Raw genomic sequence first — 16,455 nt, 5'->3', positions numbered from 1 at the left:
GCTTCTTTCATCCTCTACAGTTTGATGATGACTTCGTCCCCGTCGTGCGCGGCAAATTTAACAAATCCTCCGTCACAGGTAAAACTCTGCGGCTTTCCTCCGATTACAACCTCTTTCGGGCAGTCGCAGCGAACCGAAAGGTTGTACATCCGAATACACATGCCCTCGAAAGAACCGGTTCTCGGCCCAAGTTTTATTTTTACTGTCTTTTTATCGGTCTCCACGGTGAACACCGTTTTTGCCTTCGCCTCGGAAAGCGACAGCCCGTCGTCTTCCCAAAGCGTGTATTCGCTTGATTTGCACGGGTATATTTTCAAATTTAACAACGGCTCGTCGGCGCAGGAGGTGAACTGCCGCTCGGGCTGTGTCGGAAGGATAGCACCTCCCTTGATAAACAGCGGTCCGCCGCGGTTTTCGGGTGTCGTGCCCTCAACCCACTGCCCGCCTTCATATTCCTTGCCGCTCCAGAAGTCGATCCAGACCTCGTTTCTCGGCAGCCAGACTCTATCCGTGAATGCGCCAACCAATAACTCGCTGCCGAACATAAATTGCATTACCGTGTTTTCAACTTCTTTATCGGTATATTCCAACGGCATTGCTCGCACGACCGGCACTCCGGTCAGATGGGATTCAATCGCCGCCGAATAGATATAGGGCAGCAGCGCATACCGGTTGCGGTCATAGAACGTAAAACATTCCTCATTGTCATCACCCGCCCACCAAGGCTGACGGAAACCCGACCAGCTGTTGAGTTGGCACCACGCCGTGAAAAAGCAGTAATGCAATGTCTGCGGCGAAAAGATGTCCATATCACAGGTGATGTTCGAAAGACCGGTGAGCCCGCAATTCAAAACCCAGACCATGGTCTTGTGCCCGCCGCCGCTGTCGCCGGTAGTCGTCGCACCGTATTGAGCCGTACCGGTGTAGCCGCCGCAGAAATGGTGCATCGGTCTTTTTTTGGTGTGCTCGCTGATGCCGTAATACATCTGCTTTTGATACAGCGTCTGCATGAGGTTGTGCATCTCCGGCTCGCCGCGCCCGTTGGCATAAACACGTTGTTCGTTTGCGCCGTCCACGACCTGACAGGGATCCATCTTGAAAGCCGCCGCCCCGTCGTTGACAAACTGGCGCAGGTGCAGATACCACGGCTCGATGCCGAAGTCGGTAGGATTCCCCGCGCGGTTTTCCTCATCCGCGGTGAAATCGTGGTGGCAGCATAACCACAGCGCCAGTTTGAACCCGTACCGCTTTAATGCTGCCGTAAACATCTGCTTTCCGGGCTCTTCGTGCCGCATCCAGTCGGCGATATAAAACTTTTCGGTATTCCACTTTTTTTTGGTAGAAAAGTCATATTCGTTTTCCATCCAACCCGGCTCTAAACTGATCATGTCGCAGGGCAACTTCTTCTTGCGGAAATCCGCCGCGTTGCGCATCACTTCAAATTGGTCGGCTTTATACTGGTCGATGAATGTCAACCCGTAGGCCCATTTCGGCAGCAGCGCGGAACGGCCCGTCAGCCGCGTGAACAGCCGCAAATTTTCTTTCAGCGAATTTCCGCCGAAGATGTAAAAATCGATCTCCCCATCGGGTAAAAACCAGCCGATTTCATTTTCTTTCCGGCTGCACACATCGATGCCGTGCCAGAAAGTAGAGGCGCACAACACGCCGATATTTTCGCTCATCAAAAACGGAATCGGAACCTCGCAGGTCGCATAGATCACCCGCTGCAAATAGGTTCTTCCGTTTAAAATCAAATCCTCGCAGTTGCCGGTACCGAGCCCGTAAAATTTTTCACCCGGCAGCGCCGCCATCGTCAGGCATTTCGGGTCCTTTTCAAAATCGACCGTGTTGATCGTGCGTTTGGCCTCGTCACCCAAAATGCGCTTGATATCGGGCCGGAAGCGGTTGCATTTTTCGTTGTACCACTTGCTGTCCGCCGCGATATCCCTTGAAAAATCCATCCGGCGGCTCTTTTCGGCATTCGTTCGTGCGCGAATGCCGTCGTTTGTAATCACAATTCCGATGCCGTCGAAAGAGACACCAAGCCGTCCGGTGCGCACGCCGTTCGCCGTCTTCTCTCCGGTCTCCTCCGGCTCTTTAAAAACTCTGTAACGCTCGAACAGAGACAGCTCAAAGCTCTTCGATACGCGTACCCTAATAATATTATCCGCATATACGCTCAAACGCAGCGTTTTATCGCCCAGTGAAAAATCCGTAAAAATCAAACCCGTTCACCTCTTAACTGAATTGTAACCATCCTATCATACCCCGATTTGAAAATCAACGTTTTTCCGACAAAAATTGACCTTCCTGTACGGCATCCTTTGTTGTTAATATAAAAATCGTCTTAATTATTTTTTACTAATGTTTCGCTGCCATGAAGCATTACTGCTCTTCTGTATGTTATCCCGTTATGATATTAAATTATCATATTACGATAATTTATTATTGATATTTAAGCACAGACGTGTTATGATATAAGCAACTTTAGAAAGGAGCTTTTCATATGTCCTCAAAATTTTTCGGAAATCTGATGCGTATTTCCGTTTTCGCCGCCGCTTTCTGCGGTCTTTTCCTTTGTGCCTTCGTCATTCCCTTTATGGGAAAAAACGCCATTGCAGCCAATCCCGAGACGAGTTCCTGGTTCTGGCCGTGGTTAATCTTCGCTTGGCTGTTTTCACTGCCCTGTTTTACCATTCTCGTCTTGGTTTGGAAAGTGTCTGGCGCGGTAATAGCGGAGACGGTTTTCACCGTTCGGACAGCCGGATGGGTGAAAAGCGGCTCAATTTTACTCTTATCCGACATCATGTTTTTGTTTGTCGGTAATATCGTTCTATTCTTTTTGGGCATGAGCCATCCCGGTGTGCTATTGTTTTCCCTGATCGGCGCGGTTTTTGCGGTCGGACTCGCGCTGCTTGCGGCGGTGCTGTCGCGCTACTTGACCAAAGCCGCCGTCCTGCAGGAGGAAAGCGAGGGAACGCTGTGATCATCATCAATGTGGACGTCATGCTCGCCAAACGGAAAATGAGCGTCACCGAACTCGCGGAGCGGGTGGGCTTCACGATGGCGAATGTGTCCATGCTCAAAAACGGAAAGATTAAGGCGTTGAAAATGTCGACGCTGGATAAGTTGTGCGAGGCGCTCGACTGCCAACCGGGCGATATTTTAGAGTACAGAAAGGGAGACAACAATGAATAAAACCGTAAAAATCATCAGTGATATCGTCTACGGCATAGGCGCGGCAATCGTTCTGGTTCTTGGAGCTTTCGCGCTGTTCGGTGCTTCAGCACCGGTAAATCCAGATGCGATGATTCCGTTTACTCAAAAAGAGTTAGCATTTATTTGGCTTTCGTTCGGAACCATCCCCATGCTTGCGGCATGCTTCGCGGTATACTTCTTCAATACTCTTCAAAAAAGCGCCCATAAAACAAGAGATTTTATTCTCATCTTTTTGCCCGGTTTTATCTGCGCTGCGCTTGCATTGTTTAACATCGGCGTAGTTATCTTGGGGGTGGCCAATTCGTTTTTCTTCAACTCATGATCAAACTTCTGATGATTCAACCGGAAAACCGGAACATCAACCGTTTCCGGCGGCTTCAGTTCAATAATTTTTCACAGATCACAATTCCTTATCTCGCGGCTTACGTCGACGAACGCTTTTTTCAGATCACCCTTATAGACGAATATTGCGGCAAAATCCCGTATCACCGGCCTTTTGACCTCGTTGCGATCACCGTCAATACGCCGAACGCCCCGCATTGTTATGAAATCAGCCGGCAATTCCGGCAGCGCGGCGTAAAAGTTGTAATGGGCGGCCCCCATGCAACGCTTTTACCGGAGGAAGCGGCGCAGCACTGCGACCACCTGCTCGTCGGCGAAAGCGAGGCGACATGGCCGGAGTTTCTGCATGATTTTCAAAACGGTACGGCAAAAAGCGTTTATCGCTCCGAACAACCGCCGAAGCTGCATCATTTGCCTTTTCCGCGCTGGGATCTGCTCAAACGCAGCCGCACGATGAAAGGCGCGGTATTCGCCACGCGCGGCTGTCCTTATCATTGCCGCTACTGCAACCTCAAACAGATCTATCACGACTGTTTCCGGATACGCCCCGTTACCGAAGTGGTTGAAGAAATTCGGCGGCTGCCTTCCCGATTCTTTGTGTTCTGGGATGACAATCTGTTCGCCGACGCCGATTATGCCAAAGAACTGCTCTGCGTTATCGCGCCGTTAAAACGCCGATGGGCGGCGCAGGCGACTCTGCGCGACTGCGCGGACGAGGAATTGCTGTCCCTCGCAAAAGCCGCCGGATGCACTTATTTATTTATCGGATTGGAATCTTTTTCGCAGCAGTCGCTTTCCGATGCGGGAAAAGGCGTAAATCGTGTACAGGACTACAAACCGTTGATCGATAAAATTCACCGCCACGGGATCATGATTCAATCGGGCATCGTGTTCGGCTTTGACAGCGATACCAAAACCGTATTTGACGAAACGCTCACCGCTTGTGAGGCGCTCGGTATTGACGGCGCAACCGTGAGTATTTTGACGCCGTTTCCGAAAACGCCGATTCACGAGCAATTCAAAAGCGAAGGGCGGCTGCTCGACACTGATTGGAGTAAATACGACAGCAAGACAGCGGTGGCGTTTGAGCCGAAAAATATGACCGCCCGCGCACTTTTTGACGGCTATCTTCGTTTCCGGCGGCAGTTCTTTTCTTTACGTTCCTTCATTCGAAGGACGCGTGTTTCAAAAACAAAAATATTATCCAATTTTTTCATAAACCTCGGTTATCGGCTCGGGATACGCCGAACATAAAGGTGAAAGATTTAACAAATAAACAAAAGAAAGAGCGGGGAGTCATAACGGCTCCCCGCTCTTACAATTCAATGATTTATTTCGCGAACTCAATCGCGCGGTTTTCGCGGATGACATGCACTTTGATCTGACCCGGATAATCCATCTCGTCCTCAATGCGTTTGACGATGTCGTGCGCCATCACGGTGATTACGTCGTCGTTCACAATATCGGGTTTAACCATGATGCGGATCTCGCGGCCCGCCTGCATGGCAAAGGACTTATCAACGCCCTCAAAACTGTTGGCGATGTTCTCGAGCTGTTCAAGCCGCTTGATGTAGGTCTGGATATTCTCGCGGCGCGCGCCCGGTCTCGCGGCCGAAACCGCGTCGGCTGCGGCGACCAACACCGAGATGATGCCGGTCGGTTCCACGTCGCCGTGGTGGGATTCGATCGAGTTGATGACGATCTCGTTCTCGCGGTATTTTCTGGCCAGCTCCGCGCCGATGGTCACATGGGAACCCTCGGTCTCGTGGTCAATGGCTTTGCCGATGTCATGGAGCAGTCCCGCGCGGCGTGCCATGACCGGATCGACGCCGATTTCGGCGGCCATGAGTCCGGCAATAAACGCGACTTCGGTGGAATGTTCAAGGGCATTCTGCCCGTAGCTTGTGCGGTAGCGCAGACGACCGAGCACTTTGACCAGATCGGGGTTGATGCCGTGGATGCCGACCGAGAGCGCGGCGCGTTCGCCGGCTTCTTTGATCGTGGCTTCAACCTCATTGCGGGTCTTTTCGACGATCTCCTCGATACGGGCCGGATGGATGCGCCCGTCGCAGACGAGCTTTTCAAGCGACTGCCTTGCGATCTCGCGGCGTACCGGGTCGAAGGATGAAATCGTGATGGCTTCGGGCGTGTCGTCGATGATCAGATCGACGCCCGTCATCGTCTCGATGGTGCGGATGTTGCGGCCTTCGCGGCCGATGATGCGGCCCTTCATCTCGTCATTCGGCAGCGGAACCACCGAAACCGTGACCTCGGAGACATGTTCGGCGGCATAACGCTGAATCGCGGTGGTCAGAATCTCCTTCGCGGCGGATTCCGACTCCTCTTTCAGATTGTTTTCATAGGCCTTCAGCCGCAGCGCCTTGTCATGAACAAGTTCCGCGTCCACCAAATCGAGCAGATATTTCTTGGCTTGTTCGGATGTATAACCCGCTATCTCCTCAAGCAGTTTCTGCTGATCCAGACGGAGTTTTTCGGCTTCTGCGTTTTTATTCTCTGCGAGCTTGATCTTGTCGTTCAGAGCCTCTTCCTTTTTATCGACATTCTCGAGTTTCCGGTCGAGGGCTTCTTCCTTTTGAAGCAGACGCTGTTCGGAGAACTGTACTTCCTTACGGCGTTCTTTGAGTTCTTTATCGGCCTCGGAGCGGAGCTTGAAAATCTCATCCTTGGCCTCGATCATCATTTCTTTTTTGCGGCTTTCGGCATTGCGAAGAGCTTCGTTTTGAAGCTTCGCGGCCTCTTTGTTGGCGTTGCGGATGATCTCGCCCGCCTTGCTTTCGCTTTCGGCAATACGCATATTGGCCGCTTCAAGGGCAGCGGCCCTCTTGGCCTCTTCTCGCTTGTGCTTACTCTCGGAGATCAGATATCCGACGAGCAGCGCCAGGACAATCACCACTACGCATATCACGATCGCCCAAATGGGCTGTTGGTCCAGTAAAGCGCCGATTACGGCACGAAACAGTTTCAAAAACTGCACCTCCTATATATCAAACCCGCGCATCCGGCGCCGAAAACAAAACGCAGCTGAAAAACATGCGTACGATTCGAAGCCGAAGAGCACGAATAATTCTTACAAATTTTACACCACTTTGCCACATCTGTCAAGCGTCGGTCTTTGGTTTTTACAAAATCATAAAAATGCCGACATAGATAAATCAAGTTAAAATAATATAAACGAAGATAAATCGACTATCAAAACCGTGTTTCCGGTTATACGCCAAAAACCCTTGACATCGTGTTTCTACTGCACTATAATAATCAGGCTAAACGCAAGCCCCGCCATCGGGGATTTGTAAAGGCGATATTATAACGGAGGAATCTGATTTATGTCCACATTTATGCCAAAGGGCGACGAAATCGTCCGGGAGTGGTATGTGATAGATGCAGCCGGAAAGCCGATGGGCAGAATTGCAGCTCAGGCAGCGGCTGTTTTGCGCGGAAAGCACAAGGTCATCTTCACACCCCATGTCGACTGCGGCGATAACATCATCATTATCAACGCCGCCAAAGCAGTTCTGACCGGCAACAAGACCGAGAAGAAATTTTACCGCTATCATACCGGCTACATCGGCCATCTCAAATCCATCCAGTATAAGACCATGATGGAAAATGACCCCGAAAGAGCCATGTATCTTGCAGTCAAACGCATGCTGCCGTCCAATTCCATCGGCAGAAACAGTTTGTCCCGCCTAAAGATCTATGCCGGCGCCGACCACAAACAGGAAGCCCAGAAACCCAAGACCCTCGCGTATCAGGATTAAGGAGGACATCTAAATGTACGATACAGTTCCTTATTTTTACGGCACGGGCAGAAGAAAGAGTTCGGTTGCCAGAGTCCGCCTCTATCCGGGCAGCGGCAACATCACGATCAACGACCGTACCATCGACGACTATTTCGGCCTTGACACCCTCAAGCTGTTGGTTCGCCAGCCGCTGGTGCTGACCGAGACCACCGCGAAGTTCGACATCGTCTGCAACGTCGACGGCGGCGGTGTCTCCGGCCAGGCGGGCGCCATCCGCCACGGCATTTCGCGCGCACTGCTGAAGTTTGACGAAAACCTCCGCCTGACGCTGAAAAAAGCCGGTCTGCTCACGCGTGACCCGAGAATGGTCGAGCGCAAAAAGTACGGACTCAAAAAGGCCCGTCGCGCGCCTCAGTTCTCAAAGAGATAACAACGAAACAAGAGGGGACAAAAAAGTCCCCTCTTTTTGTTTCTAATCTGTCCGATCAGGCGCGGCAGCACGCCGCCCGGCTTTCGCCCAATGACGGGAAAACCGCTGTTCATATTAAGCAAAATATTCTTCTTTGATTTTCCGGGCTGAAGTGCTGCCGTCTCCGGTTTATGCGGGAATTGCAGAACGTTGTTTTTTAATCATGCTGTTTTTCCTTTCAATATCGTTTTTATGGGTCGGGGATTTTCAGGAAATCAGGAATTTCGAGGATCACTTTGTAAAGTATTTATATTTTATATACTGTTACCTATCCTATATACATCAGAGTAATTTTATAAATACTTTGCAAAACCCCTGTTGATTTTCCTGATTTCCTGTGAAATTCCTGATAACTGTTTCATCGGGGCAGCCGGTTCGAAATCTCCCCTTGATTGCATTTTGTTGATTGTAATCGTGAACACGGAGATCTCTTTTTTGAGAGGAAAAATGGTCGCCCGCCAAACGGTTTTGCCCCGCTCGCGCATTGCAATCGAAGCGATAAAGGCGACCGGCGTGATTATTACGCGCAAATTCAGAAGGACTTTGAGGTCTTCGGTTATGAAGATGAATTTGCAAAACTTCGTATAATCTCTCAAAAAGAGAACGGGCGAAAGCCCGCTCTCTGAGAGCGAACGGACGAAAGTCCGCCCGCTTTGCAAACAGCCCCTTAAGAAAACTTTTTGCGACGGCGGCAAGTCCCGCTTCCGGATTCGATGCCGACCAGAAGGCCGTTGCAAGCTCATTTAGTTTTACCTAAGAGTTCTTAGCGATATTGATCATTTTCTGAACCATTCTGCCGCCGACCGAACCGGCCTGGACAGTGGTCAGTGTGTCAACACTAGAAAGATCGACGCCCAATTCCTTGGACGATTCCATCTTGAAACGGTTCAAGGTATCGCGCGCGCTCTTGCTGTTACTCGTGTAATTGCTACTCACTATGATTTACCCCTTTCGTGAACTGCCCAAAAGGCGGAATAGCCGTTAAGGGCTTACACTTATTTTTACACACAAGTGGGACATTACTCAGGAAATTTGCGGTTTAATTTATTATAAAAGGGAACGGATAAAATTCCGTTCCCTCTTGTATAACGCCGCCAGCGATTATTTAACGGCGGCATTTAGCCAGCCGCAAAAAACTAAGAGTTTTTAGCGATGTTAATCATTTTCCGGACCATATTACCGCCGACTCTGCCGGCATCGATAGTACGAAGATTGTCGATATCGGACAGGTCAATACCCAGTTCGGTAGTCGTTTCGGTCTTGAAACGGTTCAGTGTATCACGGACTTTTTTAGTTGAGCCCGATTGATTACTGTTACTCACTTTGTTTAACCCCCTTTTGTTAACGTTTCGAAACGCAGTTAAGCGGTTTCGAACTCGGTCTTATTTTTGCACATGATGATAACTTTACTCTGGTAATTAGCGGTTTTAGAGGGAGAAAAACGATTTTTCAAGCTCTTTTCCCTTTTTAAAACAGCGTTTCGCTAAACAAAATCAGACACGTATGATTAATTATAAAACTTTTCCTGATTGTTTTCTGCTCAACTTGTCTTAAAGTTTTATGCAAAAGGGAACGAGCCGTTGCCCGTTCCCTTTTGCAAAATCCCGCCAACAGCTTTTTGACCGCGGCAAGTCCCGCTTTAATAAATCGTTTCGGCCGGAAGGCGGTCGCGATTTCATCCAATTGAATCTAGGAGTTCTTTGCGATATCAATCATTTTCCGGACCATATTGCCGCCGACCATGCCGGCCTGGTACGTAGTAAGCGTATCGATATCATTCAGGTCAATGCCCAACTCTTTTGACGTTTCATCCTTTAAACGCCGCAAGTTCGTACGGACATTTTTGCCGCTATAACCGTAGCTGCCTTTGTTGCCGCCGCTGCCATAACCGCCGCCGTTGTTGTTATTGCTGCTCACATAATTAACCCCCTTCGCGCTCAAAAAATCAAAGCGACTGTTTGAGCACATTCTTATTTTTTCAGTTTACCGAGTTACTATTCAAGCATTTTACGGTTTTGCGATTACGAATTTCTGCCTGTTCATCGACCGGAAAACAGTATATATTTTAGGAAATGGTAAGACTTCCTGTTTCAGCGAGCCTTTACGCAGATAAGGTCTTTTTCTGCTTCCTCCCTTTCACAGCTTTTTCAAACTATCCCCTGTTCTTCCCGATTTAAATTGACTTCCTTTTAAACGGGTGATATACTTTGGTCAAACCTAATTTTAGGTGAAAAAGTTTGAAAAAGTATTTCAAACTTTTGAAAGGAATTTGAATGATATGTTAAATCACTTCAGGGAGTCCCTTCCTAAGTTTGAGTTTTCGGTCGGGAAACTGCTGGATGCGCAGTGCCTTGACGACAACAACGAATGTTTCGGAGTAGTCCCGAATTTTGTCAAGGGCTTCAACGAACCGGGCGAGGGCTGCGGCTGCGCAATCACCTTTGTCACCGCTTATTATAACCCGCACACAAAATGGTATAAAAACTCCGAGCTTCTGCACAGAGCGAAAATCGGAATGGCGTATTCGCTTGCGCATACCAACGACGACGGCACCATTGACCTGATGGAGACCAATTTCCACGATTCCACCAGCAACGCGTTTACGGTGCAGGTGCTTGCGCCGGCATATCTGCTGTTGCAGAAATTTACCGATAAGACCGACGCCGAAGAAGAAGTCGGCGACATGATGCGCGAATTTTTAAAACGCAGCGCACGCGCCATGGTCAACTGCGGCTTCCATACGCCCAATCACCGTTGGGTTGTCAGTTCGGCATTGGCTTACTGCTATAATATTTTGGGCGATGAAAAATGCCTGATTCATCTCAAAAAATTCCTCGCGGAGGGCATGGACGTCGATGAAAACGGCGAATACACCGAACGCAGTGCGGGTATTTATAACATTGCCTGCAACAATTCCCTGATCATCATCGGCAAAGAATTGAATATGCCCGTGATGTTCGATCACATCACCCGCAACCTGATGATGGTGTTGAAATATATCGAGCCGGACGAGACCATCAACACCATGAACTCGACCCGCCAGGACTTTGGCGCCGAACCGTCGTTCTCCTGCTATTACGAGAATTATCTGCGCATGGCGCTGATCACGGGCAACGCCGAGTTTGCCTGGATGGCCGATCATATCCAAAAAAGGACCGGTGTTGCCTGCCAGATGATTCCGTTTTTAATGGACTCCACGCTCGAACAGAAAATGTTGGCGCAAAAGACGTTGAAGCCGTCATTTGAATATGAAAAACTCTTTGTGGAAAGCGGCATTTTGAGAAAGCGCGAGGGCGATGCGACACTGACATTGATCAAAGATCGCCCGCTGTTCGCAAAATTGCAATTTGCCGATAAGCGCGTGTACCTCCGGTTTGCCGGTTCCTTCTTCGGGCCGCTAGCCCAGTTTGTGCCGCAGACCCTGACCCCGATCGGCGGCGGCTACCGCTTGACCTACCACAAGACCTGGGGATATAAGCGCCCGTTGGAGGTGCCGCAGGGCACGGCAAACTGGCGCGAGATGGATCACACCAAGCGCGCCGATGTCTGCATGCAGGACTTTGATGTGGCGTTTGACATCCGGATGTTCGACAAAAAGCTCGAAATCGAATTGACCGCGGGCGGCTGCGATAATATTCCGGTTAAGTTCGAACTGATGTTCGACGCAGGCGGCGTTTTAGCCAGCGACAGCGTCGACATGTTCACCCGAGAGGGCGATTATGTGTTCTTAAATCACGGGCACGCGTCTTACACCTTTGAAAATCATGTCAAATTCATTGTCGACGGCGGTTTCAGAACCCACCATTATGCCAAGACCATGCGCGGTTCTATCCCCGGCGACGCCAAGGCGTTCACGATTGCGATGACGGGTCTGACCCCGCAAAACCGCACCGTAACCGTCAAATACGGCACGGATCAAACGATATAACATGAAACAAACCGGCGGGCTGAAAAGCCCGCCGGTACTGCTTAGTGTGAAGTGTAAAATGTAAAATTTAAAGTGAAAATATGATATAAAAAATTCCTCTCTGTGGAGGGGCTGGTGCGAAGCACCGGGGTGGTTTCGTATTCTGAATTCTCTTCGGGGGGATAAAACCATGCAAAATAAAGAAAAACTGATTCGGGAACTGGTGAAAAGTGCCGACAAAGAGTTGGGCGACGAGCAATTGATTCATCTGCTGCTGGCAAACAAGGTCTCGTTGAATGTCGGGGACGAAGAGGAAAAGGGGACTTTCGGACAGCGGGCGGCGGATGCAGTTGCAAAATTCGTGGGCAGCTGGCTGTTTATCGGCAGCTTTTTAGGGGTACTTTTTATCTGGATCACTTTGAACATCTTGTTATATCTCAAAGCGTTCGACCCGTACCCGTTCATTTTATTGAACTTGCTGCTGTCGTGCATCGCTGCGATTCAAGCCCCGCTGATTATGATGAGCCAAAACCGACAGGAGCAAAAGGACCGCGCCCGTGCCGAAAATGATTATCAGGTCAATTTGAAAAACGAATTGATTTTGAGTGATTTGCATGAGAAAATCGACCTATTGATTCAAAATCAAGAGCGGATTTTAAAACATATTGAGAAAAAGTAAATAACGGTCAAATTTTATGTTGACACTCTATATTTGAGATGGTAAAATCATACTGGAAATAGCAAATTGTGGGGAATAAAAGCACAATTTGATAAGGAGTGTTTTATAAAATGACAAACAACATCATGCTCAGCGATTTGTTCAAAAGGCAGGGGCTGGACCAAAACGATGTTCTGTTGATGCGGCATCCTTGGAAACACATTCGTAATCATTATAAAGATGGGACAATGATGAAATATACTGCCGAACAAAAAAGCAATTTCAAGAAGACGGAAAAGTTTTGGATGGTTTTTTTCGGAGAGCAAAGGGGAACCACCGCACGGTTTTTTGCTTGTTATAAAAATAATGGGTATCAAGAAGCCAACGGTGGGAATTTATATTCACTTGAAAAGACGGATATTTTCGAGGACTTGAGAGAGCGACTGGTAATCGAGTGGGAAAGAAAGAATGTTCGTCGTTGGTGTCAAAAAGGTGTAAAGGAAAAATTTATTTCGTCGATATAATAACCATCATTATATGGTTAAGCTGTGAAACATTGTGCCGATTTCTTAAAGAAGTAAGAAGTGGCTTTTTGAAACGAAGGCGACGATCTCGCCGCCTTTGTCTCCGTATTCGACGGTTTCGTAAAATTCTATATATAGAAAGCGAGTTATTCAAATGAAAATCTGTCCAAAATGCAGAAAGGAAAATTCGGACAACAGCGAGTTTTGCGGATATTGCGGAAAAGGTATCTCAAAAGAGATGCTAAAAACAACCCGGGAGAAAATTTTTATTATCATTTTCACACTGGTTATACCATTCCTCATATGTTTCTTTTTTCTTTTCGGGTGGATTTTCGGCTTAATTCCGTAAACTGTCTTGGCCACGGAATATTGAATTCTTTGCTAATAATTGTAGTTAAAATGCAATATAGGAGGATTATTAAATGAAAATTTGCTCTAATTGCGGAACGGAAAACATGGATGACACTCAAAAGTTTTGCAACAAATGCGGATACTGTTTACCTAGCGAAAAACCGACTTTTGTGAACAGTTCTTCATCCGATTCGGCACCCGCAACGATCGACGATTGCGTTAAGCCCGATAAATTAACGCAAAACTTGGTTTTTTGGTCGGAAAGGTTGGAAAAATGGGGTAAGATTCTGTTTTGGATTATTATCATTTTCGGTATTATCAAATCAATCGTCGATTCGTTTGTAGTCGTCGGAACAGATTATTTCGGAGACCCGAAAACGGAGTTTCAAGTGTTGGTATTGTTCACCGGATTGATTACATACGGCATGGCTGCTTTTATCGAATATTTGATTTATCATGCCCTTTCATTATTAATCGGTGCGTTGGGGAGTATTGTGAAACACACGAGAGCGACTGCGTTGCTGACGGAATTCGAAATCAGAAAAAAGCATCAATAATCGCTCAGTTATTAATGCTTCGAACAACAAATCCAGAAGCTCTATTCATCGCTTTACTTCTTCAAAACCCTCTTCAAATACTGCCCCGTATAGGACTTCTCACACTTAATCACCTGCTCGGGGGTGCCGCAGACCACGATTTCGCCGCCCTTGTCGCCGCCCTCGGGTCCGAGGTCGATGAGGTGGTCGGCGATTTTGATCACGTCGAGGTTGTGCTCGATCACGATGATCGTATTGCCGCCCGCGACCAGCTTTTGCAGCACTTCGACGAGCTTGTGGACATCGGCGGTGTGCAGGCCGGTGGTCGGCTCGTCGAGCAGGTAGACGGTCTTTCCGGTCGAACGGCGCGCCAGTTCCGCTGAGAGCTTGACACGCTGCGCCTCACCGCCGGATAAGGTCGTCGCCGGCTGCCCGAGCTTGATGTAGCCGAGGCCGACTTCCTGTAAAACTGACAGTTTCTTGTGGATTTTCGGAATGCTTGAAAAGAACTCAACGCCCTCGTCAACAGTCATTTCCAAAACCTCATAGATGTTTTTGCCCTTGAACTTCACTTCAAGGGTTTCTTTATTATACCGCCTGCCGCCGCAGACCTCGCAGGGAACATAGACGTCGGGCAAAAAGTGCATCTCGATTTTGATAATTCCGTCGCCCTGACAGGCTTCGCAGCGCCCGCCGCGCACGTTGAACGAAAACCGTCCCGGACCGAAGCCGTGCGCCCTCGCATCCTGTGTCTGGGTGAACAAATCGCGGATATCGGTGAATAGACCGGTATAAGTCGCCGGGTTGGAACGAGGCGTTCTGCCGATCGGCGACTGGTCGATATCGATAACTTTATCGAGTTGCTCGATGCCCTCAATCCGCTCAAATTTTCCGGGCCGCTCGTTGCTGCCGTTGAGTTCGCGCGAGAGGTAAGCGAATAAAATATCATTTACTAACGACGATTTTCCGCTGCCCGAGACGCCGGTCACACAGGTGATGACGCCGAGCGGGATGGTTACATCGATGTTTTTCAAGTTGTTTTCCGCTGCTCCGAAAATCTTTAAAGCACCCGTAGGTTTACGGCGGCGGTAGGGTACTTCGATGGCTTTGCGCCCGAACAGATAATCGGAAGTGATGGAATTTTTGCAGTCCTTCAGTCCCTCCGGCGGGCCGACATAGAGCACTTCGCCGCCGTGGATGCCCGCGCCCGGCCCGATATCGACAATCGTGTCGGCTTCTCGCATAGTCTCCTCGTCATGCTCGACCACAATTAGCGTGTTGCCGAGATCACGTAGTCCTTTGAGTGTTGCAAGCAGCTTGGCGTTGTCGCGCTGATGCAGGCCGATACTCGGTTCGTCAAGAATATATAACACGCCGGTCAGGCCCGAACCGACTTGGGTCGCAAGCCGGATGCGCTGCCCCTCGCCGCCCGAAAGCGTCGAGGCCGAACGCGCTAAGGTCAGATATTCTAAACCCACATCTCGCAAAAAGCCCAGACGGGTCTCAATCTCTTTGATAATGCGCTCGGCAATGAGGAGTTCGGTCTTTGAAAATTTGATATGATCGAAGAATGCGATCATGTCGGTGATCGGCAGCTTGCACAAATCGCTGATGTTCTTGTCACCGACCGTCACGGCTAAAATTTCGGGTTTCAGGCGGTCGCCGCGGCATTCGGGACAGTCCTCGCTGCTCATCATCGACTCAATTTCCTTTTTGGAATAATCGCTCGTGGTCTCGGAATAGCGACGGTTGAGGTTGTTGATGATGCCTTCGAAATCGTGCATGTAACTGGTATGCGCACCCGCGCCGTTATAGCGCAGCTGAATCTTTTCGCCCTTGGTGCCGTACATCAGCACTTCTTTGGCCTTTTCGGAAAGTGTGTGATAAGGTGCATCGAGCGAGAAGCCGTAGTGAGACGCAAGCCCTTCGAAGTACATCTGGCAGATGCCGCCGGAATCGTAATTCCAGCCGCCCGCGCGGATCGCACCCTCCTTGATCGAGAGCAGCGGGGCCGGAACGACTTTGGCGGGATCGATTTTCATCAAGATGCCCAAACCGGAACATTTGGAACAAGCTCCGTAGGGATTATTAAACGAAAATGCGCGCGGCGTCAATTCCTCGAGGTCGATATCGTGTTCGGGGCAGGCGTAATTTTGAGAGAACGACATCTCCTGATCGTCGTCATACAATACCGTGACCAGGCCCTTGGAGAGCGCGGCGGCGGTCTCGACCGAGCCCGAGAGACGACCCTCTGCCTCCTCGTTGATCATCAGGCGGTCGACGATGATTTCAATCGTGTGTTTCTTATTTTTATCGAGGAAAATTTCTTCGGAAAGATCATAAATAGAGCCGTCGACGCGTGCTCGGACAAAACCGCTGCGCGAAGCGCCCGTCAGCTCTTTGATATGTTCGCCCTTTTTGGCGCGGATAATCGGCGCAAGCACCTGCACCTTGGTGCCGATCGGCAGCTCCATGATCCGGTTGACGATTTGGTCAACGCTCTGGCGCTTAATCACAGCGCCGCAGATGGGGCAGTGCGGAATACCGACGCGCGCATAGAGCAGACGCAGATAGTCGTAGATCTCGGTGACCGTGCCGACCGTGGAACGCGGGTTGTTGCTCGTGGTCTTCTGGTCAATCGAGATAGCCGGGGAGAGCCCGTCGATCTGTTCGACCTCGGGCTTGTCC

16 protein-coding genes are annotated in these 16,455 nt (G+C 49.5%); 10 read left to right on the top strand and 6 right to left on the bottom strand.

What is annotated here, in order from left to right; translation table 11 throughout:
* Positions 1-14 precede the first annotated feature (14 nt).
* A complete protein-coding gene (locus PKH29_02800; GenBank protein ID HNX13765.1) occupies positions 15-2,225 on the bottom strand; it encodes a glycoside hydrolase family 31 protein in 2,211 nt (736 codons plus the stop codon).
* A gap of 281 nt (positions 2,226-2,506) precedes the next feature.
* Between PKH29_02800 and PKH29_02795 the strand changes: the two genes are divergently transcribed.
* Genes PKH29_02795 through PKH29_02780 form a run of 4 tightly spaced genes read left to right on the top strand, consistent with a single transcriptional unit; the run spans position 2,507 to position 4,815 of the window.
* A complete protein-coding gene (locus PKH29_02795) occupies positions 2,507-2,986 on the top strand; it encodes a DUF2975 domain-containing protein (protein HNX13764.1) in 480 nt (159 codons plus the stop codon).
* Between the two features lie 20 nt (positions 2,987-3,006).
* Complete coding sequence (locus tag PKH29_02790; GenBank protein ID HNX13763.1) at positions 3,007-3,198, top strand: helix-turn-helix transcriptional regulator; 192 nt, start codon at positions 3,007-3,009, stop codon at positions 3,196-3,198.
* Positions 3,191-3,541 carry a hypothetical protein gene (locus tag PKH29_02785; GenBank protein ID HNX13762.1) on the top strand — a complete coding sequence of 117 codons (351 nt, stop codon included), beginning with the start codon at positions 3,191-3,193 and terminating at the stop codon, positions 3,539-3,541. Before PKH29_02790 ends, PKH29_02785 begins: the two co-directional genes overlap by 8 nt.
* Before the next feature lie 11 nt (positions 3,542-3,552).
* Positions 3,553-4,815 (top strand): radical SAM protein, encoded by a 1,263-nt coding sequence (locus tag PKH29_02780; GenBank protein ID HNX13761.1) that lies wholly within the window; start codon positions 3,553-3,555, stop codon positions 4,813-4,815.
* Positions 4,816-4,891: 76 nt separating this feature from the next.
* Here the strand turns inward: PKH29_02780 and rny are convergent, their stop codons facing one another.
* Positions 4,892-6,547, bottom strand: a complete 1,656-nt coding sequence (gene rny, locus PKH29_02775; GenBank protein ID HNX13760.1) for a ribonuclease Y — start codon at positions 6,545-6,547, stop codon at positions 4,892-4,894.
* Between the two features lie 358 nt (positions 6,548-6,905).
* Here rny and rplM point away from each other — a divergent pair, with 358 nt between their 5' ends.
* Both rplM and rpsI read left to right on the top strand, forming a co-directional pair.
* Positions 6,906-7,340, top strand: a complete 435-nt coding sequence (gene rplM / locus PKH29_02770) for a 50S ribosomal protein L13 (protein ID HNX13759.1) — start codon at positions 6,906-6,908, stop codon at positions 7,338-7,340.
* Between the two features lie 13 nt (positions 7,341-7,353).
* The gene (gene rpsI / locus PKH29_02765; GenBank protein HNX13758.1) at positions 7,354-7,752 is read left to right on the top strand and encodes a 30S ribosomal protein S9; all 399 of its coding nucleotides are present in this window, start codon (positions 7,354-7,356) and stop codon (positions 7,750-7,752) included.
* Positions 7,753-8,544: 792 nt separating this feature from the next.
* On the opposite strand, the gene PKH29_02760 is transcribed toward rpsI, so the two are convergent.
* The 3 genes from PKH29_02760 to PKH29_02750 form a co-directional block, all read right to left on the bottom strand.
* Positions 8,545-8,727, bottom strand: a complete 183-nt coding sequence (locus PKH29_02760) for an alpha/beta-type small acid-soluble spore protein (GenBank protein HNX13757.1) — start codon at positions 8,725-8,727, stop codon at positions 8,545-8,547.
* A 200-nt stretch (positions 8,728-8,927) separates the two neighbouring features.
* Positions 8,928-9,113 carry an alpha/beta-type small acid-soluble spore protein gene (locus PKH29_02755; protein ID HNX13756.1) on the bottom strand — a complete coding sequence of 62 codons (186 nt, stop codon included), beginning with the start codon at positions 9,111-9,113 and terminating at the stop codon, positions 8,928-8,930.
* Between the two features lie 367 nt (positions 9,114-9,480).
* Complete coding sequence (locus PKH29_02750; protein HNX13755.1) at positions 9,481-9,708, bottom strand: alpha/beta-type small acid-soluble spore protein; 228 nt, start codon at positions 9,706-9,708, stop codon at positions 9,481-9,483.
* A 361-nt stretch (positions 9,709-10,069) separates the two neighbouring features.
* On the opposite strand from PKH29_02750, the gene PKH29_02745 reads away from it, so the two are divergent.
* The 4 genes from PKH29_02745 to PKH29_02730 all read left to right on the top strand — a co-directional run bounded on the left by PKH29_02745 (position 10,070) and on the right by PKH29_02730 (position 13,788).
* Positions 10,070-11,719: a hypothetical protein gene (locus PKH29_02745; GenBank protein ID HNX13754.1), complete on the top strand. Its 1,650-nt coding sequence runs from the start codon at positions 10,070-10,072 to the stop codon at positions 11,717-11,719.
* 169 nt (positions 11,720-11,888) lie between these two features.
* Complete coding sequence (locus PKH29_02740) at positions 11,889-12,377, top strand: DUF1003 domain-containing protein (GenBank protein ID HNX13753.1); 489 nt, start codon at positions 11,889-11,891, stop codon at positions 12,375-12,377.
* 110 nt (positions 12,378-12,487) lie between these two features.
* Positions 12,488-12,880 (top strand): hypothetical protein, encoded by a 393-nt coding sequence (locus PKH29_02735; GenBank protein ID HNX13752.1) that lies wholly within the window; start codon positions 12,488-12,490, stop codon positions 12,878-12,880.
* A gap of 422 nt (positions 12,881-13,302) precedes the next feature.
* A complete protein-coding gene (locus PKH29_02730) occupies positions 13,303-13,788 on the top strand; it encodes a zinc ribbon domain-containing protein (GenBank protein ID HNX13751.1) in 486 nt (161 codons plus the stop codon).
* Positions 13,789-13,841: 53 nt separating this feature from the next.
* Here the strand turns inward: PKH29_02730 and uvrA are convergent.
* Positions 13,842-16,455, bottom strand: a 2,614-nt coding sequence (gene uvrA / locus PKH29_02725) for an excinuclease ABC subunit UvrA (GenBank protein HNX13750.1), incomplete at its 5' end; no start/stop codon positions are given.

The organism is Oscillospiraceae bacterium (assembly GCA_035353335.1).
Taxonomy (GTDB): domain Bacteria; phylum Bacillota; class Clostridia; order Oscillospirales; family JAKOTC01; genus DAOPZJ01.
The sequence above is the reverse complement of the archived record's forward strand: the minus strand, read 5'-3'. Positions and strand labels throughout refer to the sequence as shown.